14 protein-coding genes and 1 pseudogene are annotated in these 26,889 nt (G+C 69.5%); 12 read left to right on the plus strand and 3 right to left on the minus strand.

The window, feature by feature from the left end; translation table 11 throughout:
* The first annotated feature begins 1 nt into the window (after position 1).
* From O2W15_RS11235 to O2W15_RS11280, 10 genes are all read left to right on the plus strand, one after another.
* Entirely contained in the window at positions 2-979 is a 978-nt protein-coding gene (locus tag O2W15_RS11235) for an ABC transporter permease (RefSeq protein ID WP_269179484.1), read from the plus strand.
* Positions 976-1,869, plus strand: coding sequence for an ABC transporter permease (locus O2W15_RS11240; RefSeq protein ID WP_269179485.1), 894 nt, complete (start codon positions 976-978; stop codon positions 1,867-1,869). The genes O2W15_RS11235 and O2W15_RS11240 overlap by 4 nt, the downstream gene beginning before the upstream one ends.
* Positions 1,866-3,356, plus strand: coding sequence for an ABC transporter ATP-binding protein (locus O2W15_RS11245; protein WP_269179486.1), 1,491 nt, complete (start codon positions 1,866-1,868; stop codon positions 3,354-3,356). Before O2W15_RS11240 ends, O2W15_RS11245 begins: the two co-directional genes overlap by 4 nt.
* A gap of 279 nt (positions 3,357-3,635) precedes the next feature.
* Positions 3,636-4,748 carry a FecCD family ABC transporter permease gene (locus O2W15_RS11250; protein ID WP_269179487.1) on the plus strand — a complete coding sequence of 371 codons (1,113 nt, stop codon included), beginning with the start codon at positions 3,636-3,638 and terminating at the stop codon, positions 4,746-4,748.
* Positions 4,745-5,560 carry an ABC transporter ATP-binding protein gene (locus O2W15_RS11255; RefSeq protein ID WP_269179488.1) on the plus strand — a complete coding sequence of 272 codons (816 nt, stop codon included), beginning with the start codon at positions 4,745-4,747 and terminating at the stop codon, positions 5,558-5,560. Before O2W15_RS11250 ends, O2W15_RS11255 begins: the two co-directional genes overlap by 4 nt.
* 67 nt (positions 5,561-5,627) lie before the next feature.
* A complete protein-coding gene (locus O2W15_RS11260; RefSeq protein ID WP_269179489.1) occupies positions 5,628-6,620 on the plus strand; it encodes an ABC transporter substrate-binding protein in 993 nt (330 codons plus the stop codon).
* Positions 6,621-6,624: 4 nt separating this feature from the next.
* On the plus strand, positions 6,625-7,410 hold the full coding sequence (locus O2W15_RS11265; protein ID WP_269179490.1) for a class I SAM-dependent methyltransferase: 786 nt from the start codon (positions 6,625-6,627) through the stop codon (positions 7,408-7,410).
* Between the two features lie 1,188 nt (positions 7,411-8,598).
* Complete coding sequence (locus O2W15_RS11270; protein ID WP_269179491.1) at positions 8,599-9,036, plus strand: hypothetical protein; 438 nt, start codon at positions 8,599-8,601, stop codon at positions 9,034-9,036.
* The gene (locus O2W15_RS11275; protein ID WP_269179492.1) at positions 9,033-10,094 is read left to right on the plus strand and encodes a helix-turn-helix domain containing protein; all 1,062 of its coding nucleotides are present in this window, start codon (positions 9,033-9,035) and stop codon (positions 10,092-10,094) included. The genes O2W15_RS11270 and O2W15_RS11275 overlap by 4 nt, the downstream gene beginning before the upstream one ends.
* Positions 10,095-11,178: 1,084 nt before the next feature.
* The gene (locus O2W15_RS11280) at positions 11,179-12,507 is read left to right on the plus strand and encodes an AlbA family DNA-binding domain-containing protein (protein WP_269179493.1); all 1,329 of its coding nucleotides are present in this window, start codon (positions 11,179-11,181) and stop codon (positions 12,505-12,507) included.
* A gap of 20 nt (positions 12,508-12,527) precedes the next feature.
* On the opposite strand, the gene O2W15_RS11285 is transcribed toward O2W15_RS11280, so the two are convergent.
* Complete coding sequence (locus O2W15_RS11285; RefSeq protein WP_269179494.1) at positions 12,528-18,782, minus strand: hypothetical protein; 6,255 nt, start codon at positions 18,780-18,782, stop codon at positions 12,528-12,530.
* 200 nt (positions 18,783-18,982) lie between these two features.
* Positions 18,983-19,380 (minus strand): annotated as a pseudogene (locus tag O2W15_RS11290) (integrase core domain-containing protein); the annotation flags it as partial.
* Positions 19,381-19,660: 280 nt separating this feature from the next.
* Here O2W15_RS11290 and mobF point away from each other — a divergent pair.
* Complete coding sequence (gene mobF, locus O2W15_RS11295) at positions 19,661-25,198, plus strand: MobF family relaxase (RefSeq protein ID WP_269179495.1); 5,538 nt, start codon at positions 19,661-19,663, stop codon at positions 25,196-25,198.
* Between the two features lie 181 nt (positions 25,199-25,379).
* Positions 25,380-25,880: an STAS domain-containing protein gene (locus O2W15_RS11300; RefSeq protein WP_269179496.1), complete on the plus strand. Its 501-nt coding sequence runs from the start codon at positions 25,380-25,382 to the stop codon at positions 25,878-25,880.
* A 393-nt stretch (positions 25,881-26,273) separates the two neighbouring features.
* Here the strand turns inward: O2W15_RS11300 and O2W15_RS11305 are convergent, their stop codons facing one another.
* Positions 26,274-26,690, minus strand: coding sequence for a hypothetical protein (locus O2W15_RS11305; protein WP_269179497.1), 417 nt, complete (start codon positions 26,688-26,690; stop codon positions 26,274-26,276).
* Positions 26,691-26,889: the final 199 nt, after the last annotated feature.

Raw genomic sequence — 26,889 nt, forward strand, 5'->3', positions numbered from 1 at the left:
CGTGGGCGGTGCCGTGGTGCGCCGCGTCGGTCAGGCCGGGGTCAGCGCGGCGGGCGGGGCGATCGTCGTCTTCCCCCTGCTCGTGCTGGCCCCCGGCGACCCAGCCCGGCGGGTGCTCACCGCACGCGGCATCCAGGACCCCTCGCCTGCGGCGGTGGCGGCGGTCCGCGACGAGCTGCGCCTGGACGACCCGCTGCCGCAGCGGTTCTGGGAGTGGCTCACCAGCCTGCTCCGGGGTGACCTCGGGGTGTCCTGGCGGACCGGCCGGCCGGTCACCGAGGAGTTCCTGGAGCGGCTGCCCGCAACGGCGATCCTGACGACCGCGGGGCTGCTGCTGGCCGTCGTCCTGTCACTGGCGCTCGGGCTGCTCGCTGCCGCCCGGCCCGGTGGGTGGAGCGACCACCTCGCCCGCGTGCTCAGCACCGCGGTGCTGGTGGTGCCGGGCTTCCTGCTGGGCGTCGTTCTGCTCGACCTCGTTGTGGTGGAGTTCGGCCTGGGCCGGGTCATCGCCGACGGCACCTGGGCCACGGTGTTCCTGCCGGCGCTCGTCCTGGGCCTGGGCGCGGCCGCGACCTGGTCCCGCGTGCTGCGGGCCGGGCTGCTCGAGGCCCGAGGTGCGGCCTACCTGCGGGTGAGCCGCGCCCGGGGCGCCGGCCTGATGCGGCGGCTGCTGGGCCACGAGCTGCCCAACGCGCTGCCGCCCTACCTGACGATGGTCGGGCTCGGCAGCGCCGCCCTGCTCGGGGGTGCGCCGATCGTCGAGACGGTGTTCACCTGGCCCGGCGTCGGCCGATTCACCGTCGAGGCGATCACCGCACGGGACATGCCCGTCGTCACCGGGTTCACGATCATCGCGGTGCTGGTCTACGTGGTGGTCAGCCTGGGCACCGACCTGCTCACCGCGGCGCTGGATCCGCGCCTGCGGCCGGCGTCGGACCCGGGAGCCCGCCGGCCGGCGCCCGCGCGGGGCGCGGCATGACCGTGCTGAACCCGCTGCTGCGGCCGGGCACCACGACCGCCGACGCCCCCGAGATCACGGTCATCGCGGGAGCGTGGCGGCGCCTGGTGGCCCGCGCCGACGCCCGCGTGGGCCTGGTCTTGGTCGGCGCGCTGGCGCTGGTCGCGCTGGTCGGCCCGCTGCTCACCGCCGATCCGAACCTGTCCGAGTACACCAACCAGTTGCAACCGCCCGGCGGTGCCCACCTGCTGGGCACCGACGGCGCCGGCCGCGACCTGCTCGCCCGCACCGTGGCCGGGGCGCGAACGTCGCTGGGTGCTGCGCTGCTGATCACCGCGATCACCGGCGTGGTGGGCCTGCTGGTGGGGATGGTCGCGGGAGTCGCCGGCGGCGTCGTCGACGTCGTCCTGGCCCGGATCGTCGACGTCCTGCTCGGCCTGCCCGGGCTGGTGCTCACCCTGGCCCTGGTCGGACTGCTCGGTCCGAGCTTCGTCAACCTGGTGATCGCCATGTCGCTGACCGGCTGGGCCGGCATGGCGCGGCTGGCCCGGGCCTACGCGCGCACGTCGGTCACCCGGCCCGACGTGCTGGCCGCCCGGTTGGCCGGGGCCAAGGAGCTGCGCATCGCGGTCGGGCACGTGCTGTCCGGCGCGGCTGCGCAAGTGCTGGTCGTGGCGATGTTGGGCGTCGGCGAGGTGGTCCTGGCCCTGGCCGGCCTCTCGTTCCTCGGGCTGGGCGCGCAGCCGCCCACGGCCGAGTGGGGCACCATGCTCGCCGGCGCGCGGGAGACGCTCGGCTACGCGCCCTGGCAGATCATCGGCCCGGCCACCGGCCTGGTCGTGACGGTGCTGGCCGCGACGCTGCTCAGCGAGGCGTTGCGCGACGTCACCGACCCGGGCACCCGCTCGTGACCGCGCCGGCGCTCGAGGTACGACGGCTCACCGTCACTTACCCGAACGGTTTCCGGGGGCTCTCCGGCATCGACCTCGTGGTGCCGGACGGTGGCAGGCTGGGCGTCGTCGGCAGCTCGGGCTGCGGCAAGACGACGCTGGTCCGGACGGTGCTCGGCCTGCTGCCGCACGGTACGGAGGTGACCGGGTCGGTGCGGGTGGGTGGCCGGGAGGTCACCGGCTGCGCGGAGCGCGAGCTGCGCCGTCGGCGGGGCAGGGAGATCGGCTACGTCGCGCAGGATCCCTACGCCGCCTGCGATCCGCTGCACCGGGTCGAGCGACACGTGGCCGAGGCCTGGACCGCCCACGGACTGCGCCCACCCGAGGGCGCGGTGGTCGAGCGGCTGACCGGCGTCGGCATCCCCGACGCAGGCCGGCGGGCCGCGCAGTACCCGCACCAGTGGTCCGGCGGCATGCTGCAGCGGGCGACGACGGTGGCCGGGACGGCGCACGAGCCGCTGCTCACCCTCGCCGACGAGCCGACCAGCGCTCTGGACGCCGAGCTGTCCGACGGCGTGCTCGAGCTGCTGCGCCGCAGTTGCCGTTCGCTGGTGCTGGTCAGCCACGACCTGGCGCTGGTCGCAAGGCACACCGACGAGGTGCTCGTGCTCGACCACGGGCGGGTGGTCGAGCACGGCGCGGCCGGCACCGTCCTCGGCCGGCCCGGGCACGAGGTGACCCGGTTGCTCGTCGCGGCCTCCACGCCGCTGCCCCGGATGCGCCCGGCACATCCCGTGCCGACCCGTGCCGCACCGGTGGTGCGGTTGACCGGCGTGGGGCGCACATATGCGACCGGCGCCGCGGCCCTCCCGGCGGTGCGCGACGTGGACCTCGACGTGGGTGCCGGCGAGGTGGTCGGCGTCGTCGGCCGGTCGGGGTCGGGAAAGTCGACGCTGCTCCGGCTGGCCGCGGGGCTGGAGCCACCGGACGGCGGACGGGTCGAGCTGGCCGGAGCGGACGCCTGGCCCCGGCATCGCCGGCGCCGGGCGGTGCGACCGCGCAGAGGCTGGGTGATGCCGGTGTTCCAGGACCCGGTCGCCAGCCTGGACCGCCGCTGGCCGCTGTGGCGCACGGTCACAGAGCCGCTGGTGGTCACCGGCACCCGGCTGTCCCGCGCCGAACGGCGCCGCCGGACCGCGGCGGCGCTGGCCCTGGTCGGTCTCGCGAACCTCGACGTCGACCGGTTGCCGGCGACCCTCTCGGTGGGGCAGTGCCAGCGCGTCGCCGTCGTCCGGGCGCTGATCGCCGGCCCGGCACTGGTGGTCGCCGACGAGCCGACCGCCAGCCTCGACGTGCACGCCGCCGCCGCGGTCGCCGCGCTGCTGCGGGAGGCCGCGGACGACGGTGCCGCCGTCCTGGTGGTCAGCCACGACGAGCCGCGGCTGGCTTCCTACGCCGACCGGCTGGTGCGGATGACCGACGGGGAGCTGTGCCTGCCGGCCCAGTGACTGCCCGGGCGGGACGCGAGCGTGGCGTGCCAACTACCGCTTCACAGTGGCGAGGGCCGCGCCGGCATCGCACCGGATTCCCGAACACCACGGCGGAACGCACGCCAGGAACCGCACGCCTGGTCTGCCAAGCGGGCACCTGCGCAGACGCGCACACAGTCACCAACCCACTCGCCGCCGTCTCGGACCGGACGCACCGGGAGAAGTGCTCATTTGACACAGCGGCGGCACGGATGCTTGCTTGTTGCCGATGACTTGCAACAAGCTCGGAGGAGGCCGGTGAGTTCGACGTCCACCGCGCCGTCCCCGGCGGCGGACGCGGGGTCGACCGAGTTCGACGACCTGGGCGCCGCCACCCGGCGGCACCGCTTCACGCTGCTCCTGGCCGGCCTCGCCGCGGCGCTCGCCGCCACGGTGCTGCTGGCCGTCGGGCTCGGAGCCGTGTCCGTACCGCCGGGCACCGTCCTCCGCATCCTCGGCCACCACCTCACCGGGGCGGACGGCGCGACTGCCTGGCGCGCCGCAGAGGACTCGATCGTGTGGCGGGTCCGGGCGCCCCGAGTCCTGCTCGGCGTAGCCGTCGGCGCCGGGCTGGCCGTGACGGGCATGGCCCTGCAGGCGATGGTGCGCAACTTGCTCGCCGAGCCCTACCTGCTGGGCGTCAACTCCGGGGCATCGACCGGCGCCGCGGCGGCGATCCTGTTCGGCTTCGGAGCGGGCTGGGGGGAGTACGCGCTGCAGGGCGCAGCGTTCCTCGGCGCGCTGGCCGCTTCGCTGCTGGTCTTCGTGGTCGCCCGCAGTGCCGGGCGCATCACCTCGACGCGACTGCTCATGTCGGGCGTTGCGGTGGGCTACGCCCTGTACGCGCTGACCAGCTTCCTGATCTTCGCCTCCGATTCGGCCGAGGGGTCCCGCTCGGTGCTCTTCTGGTTGCTGGGCACCCTCGCGCTGGCCCGCTGGTCGCTTCCGCTGCTCATCGCCCTGCTGGTCGTGGTGCTGGTCGTGGCGGGCCTGACCCTGTGGGGCCGGCAACTCGATGCGCTCGCCATCGGCGATGACACCGCGCACACGCTCGGGGTCGCGCCCGCGCGGTTCCGCCTGTTGCTGCTCGTCCTGGTGTCCCTGGCCATCGGGGTACTGGTGTCGGCCTCGGGGAGCATCGGCTTTGTCGGCCTCGTGATCCCGCACCTGGCCCGGCGCATGGTCGGCGCGACGCACCGTCGGGCCGTCCCGGTCGCCGCGCTCATCGGGGCGGTCTTCCTGCTCTGGGCGGACCTCGCGGCCCGGACCCTGCTCAGCCCGCAGGAACTCCCGATCGGCATCATCACCTCCCTCGTCGGCGCTCCCTTCCTGCTCGTCCTCGTACGCCGCATGCACGCCGGGAGCGAGTGACCACCGTGATCGAAGGACATGCCCTCACCTTCGCCTACGGGGCGACCACGGTCGTGCGGGACGTCGACGTCCTTGCCCGGACCGGGCGGGTGCTCGGTCTCCTCGGGCCCAACGGCAGCGGCAAGACCACGGTCGTGCGGATGCTCAGCGGGATCGTCCCGCCTGGGCGTGGGAAGGTGCTCCTCGACGGCCACCCGCTGGCGGCGATGACCCGCCGCGCCACCGCGCAGCAGATCGCGGTGGTGCTGCAGGAGTCGGCCGGGGACCTGCCGATCACGGTGGCCGACATGGTCCTGCTCGGCCGGGCGCCACACCGGTCCACCTTCTCCGGCAACCGCGCTGAGGACCACCGGATCGCAGCCTCCACCCTGCGCCGCGTGGGGGCACGGCAACTCGCCGACCGGGCGTTCGCCGGGTTGTCCGGCGGTGAGAAACAGCGGGTCCTGATCGCCCGCGCGCTCGCCCAGCAGCCGACGCACCTGGTGCTCGACGAGCCGACCAACCACCTCGACATCCGGTACCAGCACGAGCTGCTGCGCACTGTGCGCGGCCTCGGGGTCACCACCGTCATCGTGCTGCACGACCTCAATCTCGCGGCCCGGTACTGCGACGACGTCCTGGTGCTCAACCGCGGCGCCGTCGTCGCGCACGGACCCTGCGGCGAGGTGCTGACCCCGGAGCTCCTCGAATCGGTCTACGGCGTGGGCGTCGAGCGACTGGACACCTCGCGCGGGCTGCAGTTCCTCTTCCATCCCTTCGACGCCCATGACCCCCGCCGCGAGGCGCCCACCCCGGACCCGGCGATGCGCTGACCGGTACCGGCGAGCAACCCGACACGGACGACCGATCTCAGCACCCACCACGAGGAGTAGCTCCGTCATGACACGCACGCCCCTCCGGCTCGCCGCCGGCCTGCTGGCCCTGACCGTCACCGCCGCCTGCGGCTCCGGGGACAGCGACGCAACGGCGCGGTCGGGGCAGGATGCTTCGACCTACCCGGTGACCGTCCAGAACTGCGGGACCGACGTCACCTTCGACCGCGCCCCCTCCCGGGTGATGATCGTCAACAGCGCGCCGCTTCAGTACCTCGCGTCCCTGGACGTGCTCGACCGGCTCAGCTCGCGAGCCGGCAAGTTCCCGCCCGACTACTACTCGCCGGAGACCCTGGCCGCGGTCGAGGAGGTGCCCTCGCTCACCGACCGCCTCAACGCCGAGGGACACCTGGACATCTCGCTCGAGTCGATCCTCGACCAGGAGCCCGACCTCGTGCTCGGCCTGCCGGAGGGAGTGACACGCGAGGCGCTGGACGCCGCCGGCATCCCCGTACTGATCGAACCCAGCTTCTGCCCCGAGGGGATACAGGACCCCGGTTACGACACGATCTACGACCAGATGCGCCTCTACGGTGCAGTCTTCGGCAAACAGCGGGCGGCCGAGCAAGCGGTCACCGACCTGGAGGAACGCGTCGACCAGGTCGAAGCCGACCTGCCCGACGAGCAGGGGCGCACCGCGGCGGTGCTGTGGCCGTATCGCGGGCAGGGGACCGTCGGCGCCTACGGCGGCCAGAGCATGGCGACACCGCAGCTGACGACCCTCGGCTTCGAGAACGTCTTCGCCGACACCGACAAGCGGGTGTTCGAGACCTCGATGGAAGAGCTGCTCGGCCGCGACCCCGACGTCATCATCCTGCTGCACACCGACGGCACCGACGCCGAGATCGAGCAGGCACTGCTGGACATCCCGGGAGCCGAGGACCTGCGCGCCGTGCAGACCGGGAACGTGATGGTCCAGTTGTTCAACTTCACCGAGCCACCCACGCCCCTCGTCCTCGACGGGCTGGAGCGCATCGCCGACCGATTCGAACAGGAGTGACCAGATGTTGACGGACACCGCAGCGGAGACCGACCGCGAGTGGTTGAGCAGGTGGGACCGGCAGCAGCAGGGCTACATGGCCGACCGGGAGGGCCGGTACAGCGCCATGACGGACCTGCTGCGGGCACTGCTCGGCGACGGGGCCGGGCGGACCGTGCTCGACCTGGGGTGCGGCCCCGGCTCCACCACCGACCGGGTGCTGCGGGCACTTCCTTCGGTCCAGGTGGTGGCGGTCGACCTCGACCCGGTGCTCATCGAGCTCGCCCGCCGCACCGCCGTCGACCCGGGCCGCGTACTGCACGTGGAGGCCGACCTGGCGAGCCGCGGGTGGGTCGAGCAGGTCACCGCGGCAGCCCCGGACGGGATTGCTGCGGTGGTCAGCACCACCGCGCTGCACTGGCTGACCGCCGGGGCGCTCACCGAGGTCTACCGCGCAGCCTTCGACCTGCTCAGTCCCGGCGGCGTCCTGCTCAACGGCGATCACATGCGCTACGCCGCCGACCAGCCGGTGCTCGCCAAGGTGACCCGGTCGCTGCAGGACGACCGGGAGGCCACCGCCTTCGGCGCGGACGGCACGGACGACTACGCTGCCTGGCACGCCGCGCTGCGCGCCGCCGCGCCCGAGCTGCCCTGGGACGAACGAGAACGCCGGTTCGCCGGGCTGCCCCGCGACGACCGCGGGACCGGCCTCACCCTGCACGCCGCCGCCCTCCGCGACGCCGGGTTCACCGAGGTCGACACCGTGTGGCAGCACTTCGACGACCGGGTGCTGTGCGCGGTGAAGGGCTGACACTCGGGCGACCGACTGACGAGTGCCTGATCCCCCGAGGTGGGCCCGACCACCGACGCGCACGCCTCTACAAGGCTGGAGAGGAGGCCATACGGAGTGCGCGTCCGGTCTCCCGAAGACCCTGGCGTCGACAACCGATCGGCGAAGACAGGACGTTCCGGGTCGGGGCAGCGCCCCCGGGGCGACAGTCTGCGCCGCGGGTCAGCCAGTCGAGTTCGGGAGCCGTGCAAGATCGCCAACTGTTGCTGGTGACCTGTGTTGCTGTACGAGTCGCTGTCACAGCATCGGACGACCCATCTGTGGGCTGCCCCTGTTCGGTCGAGGTGACAGGAAGCGAACCGGTGCTCCTTGATCGTCGGGGGCGTCGCAGTCCATTGCAGTCCGTGCTGCAGGTCTGTGGCTCCGTCCGACCAACGCGAACGACCGGGGACGGACTCAAGCGGTGGTCAAGATCGGTGCCGAACGAGCCGGGGGCAATGACCGCCGCCCGAGCCCGATCGAGCACCCCCGAGGTCGCTGCCACGCACCTGTGAACCGTCGGCGCAGCCAGGCCGTGCTGATCCGTTCCTCCGGGTTGGCGGGTCACGAGTAGCCTCTGGTACCAACCAACGGTCGTGCCCGATGGGCCGCAGCGCGGTGCGCTGCGGCCAGCTCACGTGCGCAGCCGTGGTCTGCAGCGAGCCGGTCAGCAGTGGACTCGGCACGCCGGCAGGTCCACGCGTCGGCCAGCGGCCAGATATCCGCGCAGAGCACGACGGCGGCCACTGTTCCCCCAGCCAGCCACTCCCCCTGGCGCGCTGACTGCACCAGGGCAACGCCGATACCGCGGACGCACACCGCCTCGATGACTCGCCCGGACTGACGCCCCGACAGACCGCTCGTGAAGCCGGCCAGCGGCCGCACCGCGCCGCAGCGCGGCCAACCATCCCTTGACAAGCATCGGCCGCGTCGCACCGGTGGCGTGGTGCCCCAGCTCCTGCAGGCGCAGGCAACCACCTGGTCGCCTGAGAGACGACCGGGCCGGACAGTCGTCCAGCACCCGGCTCGCAGACGGGCCGCCAACCGTCGGCTGCGCGCAGGCGGCGCCGAATCCCACGGCGTCCGAGGCCGCCCCGGTCGAGGTGTCACTACGCATCGTCCCCCGGCGCCTGATCCCGACGCGAGCACCAACTGTCGGGAGGAGCGCCGATGCCGAGCCACGCCCACGAGGCGATTCCGGACGACGTCTCGACCAGGAGGTCGAGCGATCCGTCGCAGTCCCTCGTGGCCGACCCCGAAGAGCTCGACGCGGCGGCCGATCGACATCGGCTGTGCGTGGCCCTGGTCAGCGTCTACAACGGTGACGCCTACCGGCTGCTGACCGACGTGGCTGACCTGCTCGGAGCGAGCATCGCCTACGTCGATCGCCCCACCGTCGAAGCCCATCTGGAACGGTCGCTGTCCGACCCCGCGTGGTCGGCCATCGCCTCCCAGCTCACTGCGATGGCGTTCGACGAGCACATCGGGGACGCCGGCACGATCCGCACCGACTGGATCGACGATGTACTGCTCCGAGCCAGCCTTACCGGCCAGATCCCAGTGAACAGCCACCCAGGGACGTCACCCCGGCATCCGCGCGGGCGATGAGGACCACTAGGACCTGCTCGAAATGCGGCTACACCACCGACTACGCCAGCGCGCCGCTGGCCGATGCGCACCATCCCCGGCACTCCTGCGCCAAGCACCGGTTGGCTCTGGAACGAGCCGCCCGGCGCGCGGACCGTGCCCGCACGCGCACGACACGAGAGTGCAGCCATGCAGAGCACCGGCACATCCACGGCACCCGGGCCGCCTACGTCAAGGACCGATGCCGCTGCACGGCGTGCACCGCTGCGAATACGGCGGCCTCGCGCGCCGCCAACCGGGAACGCGCCTACGGGCGGCGACAGGCGCTCACCGACGCCGGCCCGGTCCACGACCACCTCGTCGCGCTACGAGCCGCCGGGGTAGGAGTCGAGCGCATCGCCGGGCTCGCCGGCATGTCCGTCAGCCACATCCGCACGCTGGCTGCTTACGACCACGGCCACTCCCCCGCCACCCAACGGATCCGCGCCAGCACCGCCGCTCGGATCTTGAGCATCGACATCGCCGACGACCACCGGGCCCCGCACAGCCGAGTGGACGCAACCGGAACTCGTCGTCGACTGCAGGCTCTCGCAGCCATCGGCTGGTCCCCCGAACTGTTGGCAGCCGAGCTCGATCGCCGCACGAGCAGTCTGCGGCGCAGCATGACCAGCCCGTCGGTCACCGCCCGCACCGCCCGGGACGTCGCCGCGCTGTACGAGCGGCTGTCGAACACCGCGCCACCGCGAGACACCAGCAAGCAGTGCGCCGCTGTAGACGCCTCCCGGTCCCACGCCACTGCGCGGAGATGGCTGCCACCGATGGCGTGGGACGACATCGACACCGACGCTCCGCCGCGAATGGCTCCCGCCCAGCTGCCGACGGACGACGTCGACGAGATCGCCGTCGAACGCGCCATGGCCGGCGACGGTGTCCACTACGCCGATCTGACCGCTGCTGAGCAAGACCAGGTCGTCCACCGCCTCACCGAGCACGGCCGATCTATCCGGGATATCGCCGCCCAGCTCGCCACAACCAAACGCACCGTCTCGCGCCACCGCGCACCCCTACGTTCGAGATAGCCCGAGCGGCTACGGCCGACGAGGGACGCGGTTCTCCGCGACCCGCGCCATGCGAACCTGCGATTTGATCTTGACTTAGTTGAACAAAGTTGGCATCTGACGAAGAAGGCCTCTGAACAGCAGATTTAGCGTTGGCCCACGTTGGGTGCATGAGCCCGTCTTAGTGCGTTTTCGATGAGTAAACGATGCCCAGGCGGCACGATTAATCACCGATCCGTCGTAAGCCTGCGCCCCGCACCACGGTCCCGCGCACCTTGCGTGCCAGTCGGATGGACGTCGTAATCCGCGCAAGATCGTTCAGCGCCAGCAACGGTTCCACGGCCACTGGGCTAGTCGAGCGGCGCGGCAGCCCCAGCCTCGCCGGGCGCGGCCACGTGGCTCGTCCTCGGCCCAACGGACCCGTCCGAGCGCGGCAGGCTCGCGCGGACGGCGACAGGTCGCGTGGCGGCTACGTCCAGCTACGCGGGGGCCACTAGGTTGCGATGCGGTCGGCGCGCGCGTTCCAGGGCTCGCGTCACGCGGTGGCGGCCCCTCTGCAGCCAGTTCAGCCCGCTGCCGCGCGGCTTCGGGAGCGGATTCTGACCCGCGCCGATGGTGCCGGCGCCGGGACCTTGGCGTAGGTCAGCGCGCTGCTGGGAGTCCGATGTCCAGACTCCCGACCTGCCTTGCCCAGCAGGGCTCGCTACGCAGCCAGGCCGATTGATCAGCCCAGCCGCCGTCTCGACGATCTACAGTGGCGGCGCCCCTTGACCCGTGCTTGAAGCCGGTCGTTGGGCGGCGAAAAGAGCCCGACGCATCTTTCCAAGCACTAGCACAGACCCTCCTCCCGCAGGTGACGGGCGCCATCGAGCACCACACCCCTGCAAGAGATTCCCCGCATGATTAGACCACCACACCGACTGTCGGCAACGTCTGGCTTTCGATATGGCTATGCGCTCCACACGCATCTCTAAGCGACACGGAGGATCAGCCGTATGCACACGTCCATTGACCGCAGCTCGCGTCCTCGGGGTCGGCCTGTCGGCCGTGTGCTCCCCGCGCCCGGGGAGCACGCTCCCTGGGACGTAAGCCAGGGGGGGTAGGCATGCCCGACCGTGATAGCGGCCAGTTCGCCCTCACCGAGCTGATGGATCAGATCGCGGACCTCTCCGCCGTCGTCCGCGCCTGCCTCATCAGGGCCGACGCCGGGTGGACGCTTCACCGCCTCGACGCCGTCGCCGGCAGACAGCTTCCCAGGGCAAATCCGGTGATCTGGCGGTACGACGGCGTCGTGTTCATCGCCGAGCAGCTGCAGGCTGACGCTCTGCGGTCGTGGTTCCACACGGACCGGGCTGGCGAATGCTGCCTAGGTGCCGTCATTGCGACGGTGCCGCAGGTCTTCGCGCACGCTACGGTCCGCCGGGAGCCGAGCCTATCGCGCCACAGCACGCCGCGCCTCGACTGGCCGCATGCGGTGTACGAGATCACCGCGCAATCAAGCGAGTCGACGGGCACGATCACGCCGGGCTCCGGCCATTTGGTCGGAGACGACTGCCCATCGTTTCCATCATTCGAGCAGGCGGCGGAGGCATTCTTCAACGGTGTCGTGTCGCTTGTGCGCAGCCCCAGCTCTATGCCGACCGGGCTGGCCCGGGTGCGCGTCTTGCAAGAGAACGCCTGGCTGTCGCGCGTCACGGTTACGCCGACCCACATGGATGTCTACGTCGCCGGACCAGCGCGGCAGGGCGCGCGTCTTGAGGTCAACGGCTCCACCGATGCCACAAGCCGGACAGTCGGCGCTGACGGCAGGGTTCAGATTCCCCTGGTGACCGGACTGCCCGACGACGCCTGGTTGTACCTGTCCCGCGACCGGCGATGGCTGGACTATCGAGCGCTCGGCACGGCTCGGAGTACTGGCAAGGACGAGGGTGTCGACGTGCAGCTCAACAGCGACGAAGAGGCAGAGATTCGCGCCCTGCTCGTGGTGGGTGAGGGGCCGTACATGGAGTACAAGCGACAGCTGCCGGAGCGCGATCCCGACAGCAGGCGCAAAGTGCTGAAGACTGTCGCCGCCTTCGCCAACGGCGGCGGGGGGAACATCGTCTTCGGCATGGACCCGGATGAAACAACCGTCGTCGGGCTCAAGGGCGCGGACCTAAAAGCGCTGCGCGACCACCTGGGGCGGCTGATCCGCGGAAACGTAGTGCCCCGGGACGCCAACTTTTCGATCCAATCGGCCGAGGTCGACCACAAGCTCGTCGTCGCACTGCGGGTGGAGCCGAGCCGCTCACGCCCCTACGGGTTGCAATTCAACGACCGCCCGGTCGAGTTCTACGTCCGTCGGGGTGCGAGCACGTTCCCTGCGACGGCCGAAGAAGTTCGATCCCTGGCCGAGCCCCCATCGGGCGACCAGCACCCGCCCTTCTGGAGGTAGCCGGCCCAGAAGATGCCCGTTCAGCCTTCGACGTTCCGCCGAACGGTCATACGCTGCTCTGGCGTGCCCTCGCGTCGGCTTGCAGGCTGGATACGAGTCACGGTGAGACGGCGGACAAGAGAGCCGAACCTGTCTTCCACTTCCTCACGGCCTCGCTGGCTGAGGACCACACGCCACACTTCGGCGACATAACTGTGGGCGGGAGGATTGTGACTGAGCAGCCCACGCACCGAGTAATCCGTGCGAGCTCTCCAGCCACCGTCCGAGCCTCGCCACCCAAACCGCTGCCCTTCGAGCGGCTCCCAGTCCAGGGCCTCTGCTGCACTCGGGTGAAAGGCGATCCACCTTAGGAATGGGGCGTTGGTCAGCATCTCGAACCCCCGGACGAGGAGTTCGCTGCGACGCCATGCAAAATGCGCCCGGTTGGGATACCAGTAGGCAGTTCCTCCCTGTTCGATAGCAGGCGCTCGAACCGGCAGCCCGGCGGAATTTAACCCGCGGAATTGGACGGGATCCAGCCTCCGCTCTTCTCGCGGCAGCCCCCACTCCAGACTGCCCCAGTCCGAAACCTCTGCGAGCACGAAGTCGGGCTCGGATGCCAGGCTGACGCGATAGTGCTCCAACGCCTCCTGCGCTTCCCCACACCACCCCCGAGTGTCATATGACGAGACCGTGGCGGGACGCCACGGCCTAGGAATCGAATCAGGAAGCGGGCCGGCTTCAAGCCGAAGGAGATCAGGAGCCAACAAGTCAAACGCGAACGCCGGATAGGCACCATCCACGAGGCCTGCATCCGTTAGGTCGGCGAGCACCCGACCGGCCGCGCGTCTGCCGACTAGGTAAGCCCAAGGTCGATAGGTGTGCTGCTGCCCTCGACGCTTCAACCGATCGGCCATCGCGCGATTTCCACGATCGGTCCAGGGATCGCCAGTTTCCGTCAGCGCGAGCTGTGAGGCGCGATACATGACGGCCGACTCAGGTAGCTCCGCCATCTCGGCCAACGCCTCCAGGAGGTTGTTGAAAGGCGCGACGACCTGCTGGGGGTCGTCGAGGTCAATGAAGGACACGCCATCAGCGTCAACCTCCGGAGGCTGATGAATCGGTAGTGGTGGAAGCTGCATGCCATACAACGGTGACAGGTCACGCTTCGCTGGTACCACCGGTGACTGACCCCACTGACTGCATATCCGGCGAGCGAGATCTCTCAGGATTTGATCTTCTGCGGCTGTTGCCCTCTGCACCGCGGCGACCAGTGTGGCCGGCGCGTCGTCCGGTGCCGACAGCAACAGCACTGTCAGGGCGGACTCGGCCGGCCACCCTCCACGCTCAACGGCGTCCTCAAGGGCGGCAAGGACGGCCGTCCGGGACGCAGCTTCGGGCGCTCCGCTTGTCAGCAGCCGAATAAAAGTCCGACGTGCGCCTTCCTCGGGGGCCTTGGCGGGGTGCCCCAGGAAGTCGCCCACCATCGCCGCGAGCGCCGCTGCGCTGCTGTCGGTGACGGCGCCCGTCCGGGGTCCAATGCTGGCTTCCCGAAAGGAGGAGTCGACGGGGGCGACGATCTCCAGGTAGGTGTCGACATTTGACCAGGCTGCGCCGACGGCCTGGGGCCCTGCCACGAGTTCGAGGACCTGTCGGACGTCGTCTGCTAACCGCGTCCACGCAAACCTGTCGCCCGCGAGGGTCTCGGCGAGATCCGACAGCGCCAGCCGGGCTATCGCCGGGGCACCTGAGCGCAACGCGCCAGCGAACAACTTGCGCCGGGTGCCGCCGTCGTAGTGCCTAAACCATCCACTGCTGGGGAGCCTGGCCAGTCGAACTTGAAGAGCCTCTCGTGCCACCTCCGGCTCTCCCGCCGCCGCCAGCGCACCGCATGCCAGACCCAATGCGTCCTCGGTTGCCCGCAGCCGGCCTAACTCTTGGACCAGCGCTCGTGCGACGTTGAGTGGGATGGGATCGCGGTAGGCGGTGATCGCGGCAGTGTTCCACCAGCTATCCGAGTACTCGGAGCCGTCAGGAAGTCTCCGCAGTAGCCCGAGGAGCGCTGCAGCCGTGGGGGGCGTATTCGCGGCCACTGGCGTGCTGGCCATCCCCGGGCTCTCCTGGTCGGCGGAGTCGTCCCGCGACTCCTCGATCTGCTCCGGCGCTGATTTCCTGTCGGATTCCTCCGTCGCTTCAACGAGTCCCCAAGTCTGCATCGACCGATCAATCGTGTCGCGGTCTGCATCCCGAACAGTTGCTCGGAGCCGTTCGATCACGCTCTCACGATCGCTGCCGCTGACGGGCAGAAGCATCTCCGTGGCGACGAGTATTGAAAGCTGGCTGGCACGGTTGTCGTTAGTATCCAGAGCGCCCAGGAGGGCGCTCGTGATGAGGTCGACCTCTGGGAGCACGCCAATGTCGGTCAGCGCGCTGCCGACGCGATAGGCGTGCATAGGCGAGACCTGCCAGCACTCGCGAACAAGTCGCTCGGCGGCCGTGGCCGCTGCGCGTTCGTCGATCCGCGCAGCTCCCGGCAGTCTTGTGGCGAAGCGATCGATGGCGGCGAGATACTCGCGCTCCGAGATGGCGCTGCAGCGCTTCGCTGTCGTGAGCCAGCCGAACCACTGGGCGAGCTGCTCGTCGTCATCGGTCATTCCTAGGCCCAGGGACGCATCGACCGCAGTGGCGACTGCGTCGAGCGCCTGGGCGCGTTGGCGCAACGACGACCGGATCTCGGCGTGCTTAAGCCAGGCCTCGACCTGCGACTGCGGATCGTAGGACCGCTCGGTAATCAACGATCCGATGTCCTCGAGCTTCCGCTGAATCCAGTCGTGAGAGGACTGATCGAGGGTCGCGAACTGTTCGAGCGCCGCATGACGCAACTCGACGGACCAGTAGGACGCGCGCTGTCCGCTCCATGCCCGGTCGAGTACGCCGGTCAGGCGCAAAAGCTCCGCGGATCCTCCTACACGGTGGGCGAGGTGAATGACGTGGGCCATCAGGCTCGGGAAGGCTTCTCGGACGCGGTACCAGCCGTGCCAGTCGTTCGTGATCTGCCGGGGCACCTCGATGACTTGAATAACCTCTGCCGCTCGGCCAGCTACCGCTGGCGAATCAACCACACCCTCTCGCGCCGCAATCGCCTCGGCACGGAGGCGGGCTGCGGCAACCACAGCGTCGAGAAAGCGCTTGCGTGCGGCGTCGTGGGGGCGTCTGCCAGCGGCCTCCGTCGCCCCAGCCCGCCCTGCCGTCTCGGAGTCGTCCGCCGCGGCATGTGAGGGTCGCCCGGGCGCGTCTCCCGGACGGACTAGGGCGAGGTAGTGACGGACTGTTTCCAGATCCAGAACTTGCCGGTACGAGGCGTCTGGCTCGTGGCCCGGATCGTCCTTGATGATCGGTCGTTCGTCGTCGCCGATCAGCGCGCGGAAGGTCTCACTGTCGCTGAGACCGAGAGACAGCAAAGCCACTGCGGCCCGTAACCGGAATCCGAGAGGCACCCGTGTGCCACCGTCCTGATTCTGAGACTGCGACGATTTCCCTAGCTCGAGCATCTTCCTTATCTGGGCGACCGCCTCCTCCGCGTCTCCATCCGCCGCGGCGGTGAGGGCCCGCATGAGACGGCCCCGCGCCTGCCAGCCCAGGTCACCTTCCGCATCGATTCTTGCGCCGATGCCATCGAGGTTGGCAAAATCGCGGACCTCGAGGAGTTCGTCGAAGCACGCTGCCAACACCTCGAGTCGTTGGTGCCGCCGTTCCTTATCCTCTCGTTCAAGGCGCCAGTCCCGAGGCGCCTGGTCCACGTTTTCCGAGGCTTCTTGGAGCGACGAAGGTCTGGGCTTTGGCAGCGGGAGGTGGCGCTCCAGGTGCGTGAGGACGGCGTCAAGGCCCGAGACATGAAAGGTGGCTATCGCCCAGTCGGTCAAGCCGTCGGCCTCACCACTGCGACTGACGCGTGCCTCGGTGAGGGCGGTGATACCGCCTAGGGCGTTGAGGACCCCAGCAGCGGCTGCACTGTGGCCGTGTTCTGCCCAAGATGCGGCGATCGCCGCGGCGGTGTTCGCCGCGATACGGACCCGCGAGCCTCGGACGACATAGTCGATTGCGCTTGCGGCTGGGGTTAGGTCTGCAAGTGCTATCGCCAGCTGTTCTGCGCTGAAAGCATGTTCGCGTTGAGCCAGCTCGGCGGTGAAGAGCGTGAGCCGCACAAAAGCGGTGTTGTCCCCGGATCTCGCAGCGGCTCGCAGCCCGAGACTGGTGTGATCTTGGATCACGGGTGCGGCCTGAAGAGCGCGGAGCCTGGCGCGCATGGCCGCGGGCGTGACCAGGGTGAGGACTAGATGATCATCTCCAGCTAGGTAACGGTGCGCGATCTCCTCGTCGCGGTAAGTTGGCCACGCGTCACCCGAGCCGGCGCATCGATCTGCCAGGTCGAGGTGGAGGTCTCGGTTCCGCCCCTCACTGACGGAACCGTCAATTCGGGCGGTCTCGTCCGCAAGGAAACGGCGAAAGCTGTTGTGCACGAACTGCCACTCGTCGTCGGCGACTCGAAAGAAGGTTTTGGTGTCCGACACGAATCGGTTGACAACTTCGGCGGATGCCCATGAGGACAACCACCGCAAACTGAGCGAGGTACGCAGGCGCGCGACACTGGCGAGGAGAGCGACGACTTCAGCATCCGCTCTAACCGCCTGGAAGTAGCCGCGGTAGCGCAGCTCGACATCTCCACCATAATTCGACGCATCAGCCAAGATGCGCTCCGCGCTGACGCGGCGCAGCTCCTCGCCAGGAGTGGCCGACAGACTGCTGAGCTCGCCGAGTAGGTAGGTGGCCGCGAGTGGATGTCCCTCGGTGACCTCGATGAGAGTGTCGATCTGGCCAGGCCGCAACCAGTCTATGAGACCCGCCTGTTCCGCGAGTTTTCGCACCTCGTCGTGCGCCAGTGGCGGCAACGTGATAGTGCGACCCGGTCTGCTCAGCACGCCTCGAATGTCAGCCGAGGCGATGGTCGTTGTTTGTGAGCCAAGCACGACAAACACACCATCTCCGAGACTAGCCGGAGCGGGCAGTTCCTCGAGCATGGATCGGCTAGGGTTCTGCTCTCGGGTTATGTGGTCGAGGCCGTCGATGATGATGACGGTCTTTTCGCCGCGCGCACTCCATGCCTCTTGTGCCCGCGCAAGCTGTTGTGAAATGCAGTATCGCAGACCGGGGAGGCCCGACGGTTGACCGCTCCGAAAGATCCCGGCCTCCTCCAAGGCGAGGGCCAGATCGTTAAGAAACGACTCCGCCTCTCCTCGGTGACCGAGAGGGTTGGGCGAGTCCGGAATGAAGGCGTAATAGCGAACCACCCGCCCTTCGATCGCGATGTCCGAGAGCAGCGTCGATTTTCCCGACCCGGCTGGGCCTACGAGCGCCAGGTATCCGCCATCGAGTGTGGTGAGCGCGTCGTGCAGGGCTCTGGTTGCGGCCTGGTTCGGGGTGTAGGTGCCTGGGACAGGGAACTCGTGTCGGTTCCTATATCGAAGGCGTGTCTCCCAACCAAGACGATGGAGCAGTTCAGCTCGGTCGATACGCCGGGGCCTAGCCGGGTCGGCGACGCAGGCTTGGAGCTCGCTGGCCAGGATGCGCAGGTCGTCTTTCGTTTGCAGATCGAGCGCTCCATCGACGGTCGATGGCACCTCGTCGAGCGTCCCGACCCCGAAGTCGAACTCAAGGTCCTCGACGAAACGGAGGAAGTCATCGTCGCCGAGGCTTGAGACTCGCTTCAGCTCGGTCCAAACCGACTCCCATTCGGTGAAAACCTCCAGCGACCGCAGGGCGCCCATATTTAGGAGGTTGTCCCGCACAGCACGCTGCGCGGGCCGGAAGGATCGCGCCAAGAACGCTGCCAGATGCTTCGGTCCGTTCGCTGTCGCGGACGCGAGAACGGATCCCGCAGCCGGCGGACTTACCGACGGCTGGCCGTTGGTACACAGGTGGACGACCAGCGGACCGTCCCAAGTCGTTCGAATCGCGGCCCATGCTCGAGCCAGCCCGGCGAGCAAAGCATCCTGGGATGCGGTCGTGCTGGTCAGTGCGCTCCAGGTGAAGGACTCGGGATATTGAGCCCACTTGACCTGCAGCGCGTGACGGGTGGCGCCTGCCTTGAACTGGAAGTCGTCTGCGATCCCGGCGTCTGGATCAGCCAGGTGGATCCATTCGAGCGTGGAGAGGCGGTCGTAAACGATCCTCGCCGCCAGGCCGTACTGCCCGGCGAAGCCGATGGCGGCTCGCCGTTCACCTTCGGCTGGATCCACGCTTCTCCCTCGTACCGGTCCGATCTCCAATTACTATCCCATCGGTCGCGTCCAGGTGACGACCTTGCTGACGTCCGCGTGGCCGACATGCGCGTCCTCGACGCGACGCATCCAAGTCAGCAACGAGACGTCGTTTTGGACTGCTGCACGGATAAGTGACAGTCAAGGTCCGGCGGTCTGAGCTGCCGTCACGAGTTCGATCATCTCGTACTCACAGGGGTGCGGTAGCCGAGGGCGGCATGTCGTCGGCGCTGGTAGGCGCGTTCGACCAGGTGGCGATGGCGATCCGCAGCTCTTCACGTGTGGCCCACCGGCGACGGTTGAGGACGTTCCTCTGCAGGAGGCAAACAAGGACTCCTTGGGTGCGTTGTCTCCGCCGGCCCCGACTCGGCCCATGGATCCGTCCAGCTGGCGGCTACTGAGGGCGTGGACGTAGCGCAGCGACCGGAACTGCGACCCTCGGTCGTTCGGAGTGCACGATGCATCCGGCGACGTCGTGGACGGCCGTGCTGTGCCGGGCGACCGCGGAGTCCAGGGCCGACACGGTCGGCCGGGACTGCATGCGGACGTCCATCGCGTAGCCGACGATCCGGTTGGCGCACGCACCCCTGACAGTGCGGCCCGGTGCTGGCGGACGATCCAGCGCGCTTAGTTCCCGCCCACGAACAACGACCTTCGAGCGCGGCGCAGGGGACACCTCACGGCCTATCGGTCCGTCCAACCACGACCGCCGAAGCAGCAGCGCACTCGCTGGCTCCGCAAGAAGCCGATACCCCCACGTGCCACCACCCTGACCAATGACGACAAGGCCAGCCGACACACCTCTTGCACCGCGGGCGATCTTGATACGGGACAGGCGTCCATAGCGTCAGTTCGTGATGACGCTGCACAAGCTCACGGCCGGGGACGGATACACGTATCTGACCCGCCAGGTGGCTGCACACGACGCCACCGAGCCGGGGTTCGGGAGCCTCGGGCAGTACTACAGCGACAAGGGCGAGGCGCCCGGGATTTGGATGGGGCGCGGCCTTGCCGGCGTGCCGGACTTTCCGGTCGGCAGCACGGTCACCGAAGCGCAGATGCTGGCGCTGTTCGGCCAGGGACGTCACCCCAACGCCGATCAGATCGAGCGGGCCGCTCAGTTGGCGGGCATGGCTCCGCAGGAGGCCGATCGAGCCAGCCGTCTGGGCAAGCCGTACCTGGTCTTCGAGCAGGCGAACGAGTTCCGCCGTCGCAGCGCCATCGAGTTCCGCGAGTACAACTCCGCCCGGGGGCTGGCGGCTGCCACCCCGGTGCCGGCTGAGGAGCGCGCCAGCATCCGCACCGCCCTGGCCAGGACGATGTTCGTCGAGAGCTACGGCCGTCCTCCGCTCGATGCTCGGGAGCTGTCCGGCCACCTGGCCCGTATCTCCCGGCAGGCCACCACGGCGGTCGCCGGCTACGACCTGACCTTCAGCCCGGTCAAGAGCGTCTCAACGCTTTGGGCCATCGCACCCCGCGAAGTCGCAGCGGTCATCGAACAGGCGCATGCCGACGCCGTCGCCGACACCCTCACCTGGCTGGAAGACCTTGCGGCGTACACGCGCACCGGCCACCAAGGGGTGGCCCAGGTGGACGTACGCGGATTGATCGCGGCGTCGTTCACCCACCGCGACTCCCGCGCCGGCGACCCCGACCTGCACACGCACGTAGCGATCAGCAACAAGGTGCAGACCCTCGACGGCCGGTGGCTGGCGCTGGACGGCCGACCGATCCACAAGAACGTCGTCGTCGCCTCCGAGCGCTACAACACGCGCCTAGAGGCGCTCTTGGTCGAACGTCTCGGCGTGCGCTTCGCCGACCGTCCCGGCACCGAGGCCGGCAAGCGCCCGGTACGGGAGATCGTCGGAGTCGACGGGCCACTCCCCCGGTTCTGGTCATCGCGGCGCACCGCCATCGACGCCCGACGGGCAGTCCTGTCCGCACAGTTCCAAGCGGACCACGGCCGGCCACCGACGATGAAGGAGTCCGTGTCACTGGCCCAGCAGGCCAACCTGGAGACACGCCAGGCCAAGCACGAGCCACGCTCGTATGCCCAGCAGCGAGCCAGCTGGCGGACCGAAGCCCTGGCCGTGCTCGGTGAAGACGATCGGCTGAGGCGTTACCTCGACGGCGTCCTCCGCGGGCACTCTCCTCGCAGGGCGCAACGAGCGACTGACGCGTGGGTCAACGAGACTGCCGCAGCTCTGTTGTCGGTGGTGGCGAGCGCCCGGGCGACTTGGCAGGAGAGCCATGTCCGCGCCGAAGCCGAGCGGCGGACCCGCGCCGCCGGCATCACGCTCCCCGACGTCGACCGTGCCGTCGACGCGATCGTTGCCGCGGCCTTGTCACCCCGGCTGTCGATCCGGCTGGGCGCGCAGGAAGCGATCAAGGAACCTACCGCGCTACGCCGCTCCGATGGCACGTCCGTCTTCACCGTGGCCGGCTCGGCGCGCTACACCGCGAGCGAGGTTCTCACCGCCGAACGGACCGTGCTCGAGGCCGCCGGCCGACGCGACGGACGTGTCACCCCGGCTGCATCCGTTGATCTGGCACTGCTCGAGTCGTCCGCCAACGGGGTGGAGCTCAACCCGGGTCAGGTGCAGCTGGTTCACGAACTGGCGACGTCCGGAGCACGAGTGCAGCTCGCCTTAGCGCCGGCGGGCACCGGCAAGACGACCGCGCTACGCACGCTCGCCGCAGCATGGCAGTCGGACGGCGGCACGATCGTGGGCCTGGCCCCCTCCGCTGCAGCGAGCGCGGTCCTGCGCGAGCAGCTGGGCGCCGACACCGACACCCTCGCCAAGCTGGTCCACGCGGTGACCAGTGGAGCCGACGTTCCAACCTGGGTGACGTCGATCGGCCCGGACACGCTCGTTGTCGTCGACGAAGCCGGCATGGCCAGCACCCCCGACCTGGCGCGGATGGTCGAGTTCGTCGTCGAAGCCGGTGGATCCGTGCGGCTGGTCGGCGATGACCGGCAGCTGGCCGCCATCGGCGCCGGTGGGCTGCTGCGCGACCTCGCCGCCAGCCATGGCGCGGTGAGCCTGACCCAGGTGGTCCGCTTCACCGACCCGGACACCGGCGCACCGAACCACGCCGAGGGCGCCGCCTCGCTGGCCCTGCGCGACGGGGACCCGGCGGCGCTGGCGTACTACGTCGACCACGGACGGGTGCACGTCGGCGACCTCGCCACCGTCACCGACGACGCGTACGCCGCCTGGGCGACCGACCGGGCCGCCGGCCGCGACGCCATCATGCTGGCGCCCACCCGTGAGCTGGTCGCCGAGCTGAACAACCGGGCCCGCGACGAGCGGCTGGCTCGGACAACCGGCCCTACGGATCCCGACGTCGCACTGGCCGACTCAGCGCGCGCCTCGGCAGGCGATGCGGTGATCACCCGCCGCAACGAGCGGACCATCCCGATCGGTGCCACGGACTGGGTGAAGAACGGCGACCGGTGGACCGTCGCTGAGGTCCATGCCTCCGGCGCCCTCGAGGTGGTCCATCGCCGCACCGGACGGCACGTCACCCTCCCGGCCGACTACGTGCGCGACCACGTCACCCTCGGCTACGCCACCACCGTGCACGGCGCCCAGGGCGTCACCGCCGACAGCTGCTACGCCATCACCACCGGCACCGAGTCCCGCCAGCTGCTCTACGTGGCCCTCACCCGTGGCCGCCACGCCAACCACGTCTTCCTCCCCATCACCGGTGACGGCGACCCGCACAGCCTGATCACCCGAGACGCGCTGTTGCCGCCTACCGCCGTCGACGTCCTCATCCGAGTTCTGGCTCGGGATGACGCCCCGACCTCGGCCACCAGCACGGTCCGGGAGCTGGACGATCCAGCGTCCCGGTTGCACGACAGTGCCGGCCGCTACCACCACGCACTCAACGTCGCCGCCGAGGAACGACTCGGCTCGGCCGGGCTCGCCGCCATCGACACGGCCGCCGACGCAGCAGTGCCCGGACTGACCACGCAGGACGCCTACCCCGTGCTCCGTGCGCACCTGGCCCTCTGCGCCGTCGCCGGCCGCGACCCCGCCGACGTGCTGCGGGAAGCGCTGGCCTCACCACGCGGGCTGGACGACGCACGTGATGTCGCAGCCGTTCTGGACTGGCGCATCGATCCCACCGGGCACCACTCGGCTGGTACCGGCCCTCTCCCCTGGCTCCCGACCGTCCCCGAGCCGCTGCGCGCCGACCTCGCATGGGGGCCCTACCTCGACGACCGCGCCCGCAAGGTCACTGCGCTCGCTTCAGACGTCGCCACCCACGCCGACAGCTGGACGCCGGCCAGCGCACCGCTCTGGGCACGCCCGCTCCTCGACCACGACCCTGCCTTGGTCGCCGACCTCGCCGTCTGGCGCGCCGCCCACGGCATCGACGACGGCGACCGCCGCCCCACCGGTCCGGCCCTCCCCGCAGCCGCTGATGCCCGAGCCCAGCGCGGGCTCGACGCCCGCGTCGCTCGTGTGCTGGGCGATCCCGGCACTGTCACCGCGCGGTGGACGCCGTTGGTCGACCCCATCGACGCCCGGATCGCCACCGATCCCTACTGGCCCGTCCTGGCCGAGCGCCTCAGCACCGCCGAGCGCGCCGGCATCGACGTCGCAGCGCTCGTCCGGATGACGACCAGCCGTGCCCTCCCGGACGAGCAGCCAGCGGCCGCGCTCTGGTGGCGGCTGACCCGCCACCTCTCCCCCGCCGTGATGGCCGCCGATGACGCATCCGCCAGGACGCTGCGCCCGGACTGGACGTCTGACCTCTCAGCGCTCCTCGGTAGCGCGGCCGCCGATCGCGTGGTCGCCGATCCCCACTGGCCTGCGCTGGTTGCTGCCGTCGGTCGGGGCGGGGACGGCGGCTGGCAGCCAGCGCAGTTGCTGTCCACCGCGTACGACTTGCTGCGCGCCGGACACCCAGACGACGAGGCGCTGCTCCCCCATGAACTGGCCACCGCCTTGCTGTGGCGGGTCGGCCTGCTCACCGACCCGATCCCCGTCGCAGGTCCTCGTGTCGGCGCGCTGACCGTCCTCGATCAGCCATCCGCCTCGGACGAAGCATCCGGTGCGGACTGGATGGTCGGCCTCACCGAACCCGATTACACCGAGCGCGCACCCGAGCCGCTCGACATCGCCCCGGTGGAGCCCGCTGCCACCGAGTCCTTCCACCAGGTCGGCTCGTCAGGGGTCGCCCGGGAGCGGCTCCTCGAGCTCAATCAGCAGGCAGCGACCTTCTTCACCGCGGCGTACCAGAGCTCGTGGGCACCGGCCTACCTGACCGATCGGCTCGGCGCCGACCTCATCGACGACGAGCGGTTCACCATCGGCTACGCACCCGCCGGCTGGACCGGTCTGACCGACCATCTCCGCGACCTGGGTGCCAGCGATGCCGAGATCGTGGCCGCTGGCCTCGGGAGCCACGCCTCGACCGGCCGCGTCATCGACCGCTTCCGCGACCGGATCGTCTTCGCCATCCGGGACGGCGACGAGATCCACGGCTGGATCGGCCGCCGCGACCCTGCCCGTGACAGCGCCAGCAGTCACGCCGTGCCCAAGTACCTCAACACCGCCGAGACCGACCTGTTCACCAAGGGCAATGAGCTGTACGGCCTCACCGAGGGCGCGGCGGCCCTGGCCCGGGGCGCGACGCCGGTCCTGGCCGAAGGCCCCCTCGACGCGTTGGCCGTCACCCTTGCCGGTGAGGGCAAGATCGTCGGCATCGCTCCTCTGGGCACCGCGTTCACCGACGCGCAGGCCGACCGACTGCGCCCTCTGATCAGCGACGGCCGACCGCAGATCATCGTCGCCACCGACGCCGACCGCGCCGGGCAGCTCGCCGCCCACCGCATCTTCTGGCAGCTCACCGAACGAGGTGCCGACCCCCGCCACCTCGCCGTCCCGAGCGGCAAAGACCCGGCCGAGTTGCTGGAGACGGCCGGCGCCGACGCTCTGTGTCAAGCCTTGAAGGACTCGCACAGCCTCGCCAGCACGCTCATCGACGCGCGTATCGACGTCTACGCCGAGCGGCTGGACACCGTCGAAGGTCAGGTGCTCGCAACCCGTCACGCAGCAGAAGTCATCGCCGCAATTCCGGCCACCAGCTGGCCGGCGCACCTGACGCACGTAGTCGCCCGCACCAACATCGCACCGGACATCGCGATGTCGGAAGTCTTCGACGCGGCCCAACGCCGCGCCGGGGCCGCCAGGGGACGACAAGAGACGGGTACGGCGAACGCGACAGTCGGCCTGGATGGAGTGACCTTGTCAGGTGCCACGCGGCCATCCGCAACGGAAGGGAGCGCCGAGAGGCCCGCTGCCACCCTTCGGGCAGCGCAACGCGCAGCCCCGGGTACACGGCGCCCGGCTTGGACTACGCCGGGGCAACGACGGTGATGACGCGGCCTGGCGGAGACGGGCAACTGGGGTGTCACGTCGACCGGGTGAGCCACGTGGTCGCCCACATACGGAAGTCGATTGATCACTGCCCGATGACACTCGCCGCCAAGCTGTTTACAACGTAAACAGATCGGCGTCAGGGACAGGTCTCCGCTGTTACGTTGCCTGCGCTCGGACGGTGGAGGCCGACTACGGGCGGCTCGAACCACCGGGTCTGATTGGCTACTCAGCGGAGTTCGCCCTGCTCGACACCTGTTCGATCGACATCACGGCTAGCGGCGGCTTGGTCATCGTCCAACTCTGCGGAGAGGTCGACGCCCAAGCCGTACCGCAGCTGCAGACCACTCTGGCTTCAGCGCTCTCAGATACACCAAGTTCCTTGCGCATCGACCTCTCCGGGGCCACGTATCTCAGCCTGTCGGCTATGGGCGTCATCCTCGCGGCCCGGGCCCGAGCCGTGCGCGCGCACACCGACGTCGTCGTAGCTGATGCGCCACGAGCTCTCCGCAAGCTCATGGACTCCATCGACGAAGACGGGATCGTCAACGAGCCGGCAGCCGTGGCTGGCTTAGTGCCGCATCCGGCAACGTTCACCCCATCAAGAGGGTGCTGGAGGCCGTCAGAGCGCGTGCTGGCCGCTGGTGCAGATGACCGCTCGCGGCCAGACTGCTCAGCGTGAGACTGGAAGGCTGGAACCACATGCCTCGCGGCTACGGGGCGGACTTCGACGTGGCGTCAGCCCCTTGGTGGCTGCGATTGTGGTTCCACACGCCTTTCGTGGACCGGTACGCCTACCCGCGTCTCGTACAACGTGGTCTCGCGTACCTGACCCCCTCCCCTGGCTGGCCGGATGCCGAACGCGAGCCGATCCGTGACGGCTGGCGTCTGCGAGAGCCGGGGTACACGCCGCCGGGATCTACGACCGACCTCTACAGGGCCGTAGATCCCGCAGGGTGACGGCACGTCCGCCAGGCTCCGTCTCACCTCCACCGCACGGGGAGAACCGCCCAGGCCGAACGGTGAAAGACGCAGCGCTAGCAGGAAGCGCTCGGTCCAATCAACACGCCGTCGATCAGTTCCGCGCTGGCGCGGAGCGAACTGGCCGCCTGTCGACCCCGGAGATCATGGCGGCGACCAGCAGGAGGAGCGATGGCACAAGGAGGCCCCAGCCGACACCCAGCCCCGTGATCAGCGACCACACGAGTGAGACCACAGCGAGAACGGCGACGATCGCCGGAGCCAGCATCGTCCTGTTGGCGCATTCGACCCACAGGGCGAGAGCGGCACACACCGCAGGGATGCCGAACAGGAGGAAGACGAACGAGCCACTGTCTTCCCACACCATGCGCCCCTGCCAGGCCGCGAGGCCGAGAACGCCCACGAGTGAGACAGCGATCAGTACGCGAGATCCCCGAGAATAGGGGGCCATCGTCAGCCCTCCTTTGTGGTGCACTGCGACTGGCAGAATGCCGTGACTGTACATGATCATCGGCCACGCTTCCTTGAACATTGAGGCCCAGGAAGACTGCTCCTGCCGCTCGGTGAACGTCTTTGCCGTTTCCCTGTCTCAGCCGGGCACCTAGTCCTTCAAGGCGCGGCACGGCGATCAGATCGGCATGCTGACCGGGAAGGTCGGAAGCATCACGCCGAGCTAATTTCCCCAACCCACACAACCGGACCGCCCGCCA

The sequence above is a fragment of the Modestobacter sp. VKM Ac-2979 genome, from assembly GCF_026967995.1.
GTDB lineage: Bacteria > Actinomycetota > Actinomycetes > Mycobacteriales > Geodermatophilaceae > Modestobacter.

Coding starts and splice junctions, on each gene's coding strand:
- O2W15_RS11265 (WP_269179490.1), top strand. CDS start 6,625: ATGTTGACGGACACCGCAGCGGAGACCGACCGCGAGTGGTTGAGCAGG.
- O2W15_RS11280 (WP_269179493.1), top strand. CDS start 11,179: ATGCCCGACCGTGATAGCGGCCAGTTCGCCCTCACCGAGCTGATGGAT.
- mobF (WP_269179495.1), top strand. CDS start 19,661: ATGACGCTGCACAAGCTCACGGCCGGGGACGGATACACGTATCTGACC.
- O2W15_RS11240 (WP_269179485.1), top strand. CDS start 976: ATGACCGTGCTGAACCCGCTGCTGCGGCCGGGCACCACGACCGCCGAC.
- O2W15_RS11275 (WP_269179492.1), top strand. CDS start 9,033: ATGAGGACCACTAGGACCTGCTCGAAATGCGGCTACACCACCGACTAC.
- O2W15_RS11270 (WP_269179491.1), top strand. CDS start 8,599: ATGCCGAGCCACGCCCACGAGGCGATTCCGGACGACGTCTCGACCAGG.
- O2W15_RS11305 (WP_269179497.1), bottom strand. CDS start 26,690: ATGATCATGTACAGTCACGGCATTCTGCCAGTCGCAGTGCACCACAAA.
- O2W15_RS11260 (WP_269179489.1), top strand. CDS start 5,628: ATGACACGCACGCCCCTCCGGCTCGCCGCCGGCCTGCTGGCCCTGACC.